At 36.3% G+C, this 251-nt stretch carries 1 protein-coding gene; it reads right to left on the reverse strand.

The window, feature by feature from the left end:
- Positions 1-251 (reverse strand): universal stress protein (locus ETC27_RS18240; protein WP_205742799.1); only part of this gene is annotated, 251 nt, incomplete at both ends.

Consider the following 251-nt stretch of genomic DNA (forward strand, 5'->3'; position numbering starts at 1 on the left):
CAATGACGATTAAGTCAATATTTTTATCTTCTTCTTCTGCAAAATTAGCAATTCTTAGTTTTGGCTTACCTGCGTTTTCGTAAGTTTCATCTTCAACTTGTTCGCGGCTAATATCTTTACAGTGTGCCAAAATATCTTGCGCAAGTTGATCCAATCCTGGTGTTTCTACAATACCTTTATGCACAGCACCATAATATTTATTGATATCGGTTACAGTCAGAACATGTAGTTTTGCATGATTGAGACGGGCA

Source organism: Onishia niordana (assembly GCF_004798965.1).
GTDB lineage: Bacteria > Pseudomonadota > Gammaproteobacteria > Pseudomonadales > Halomonadaceae > Onishia > Onishia niordana.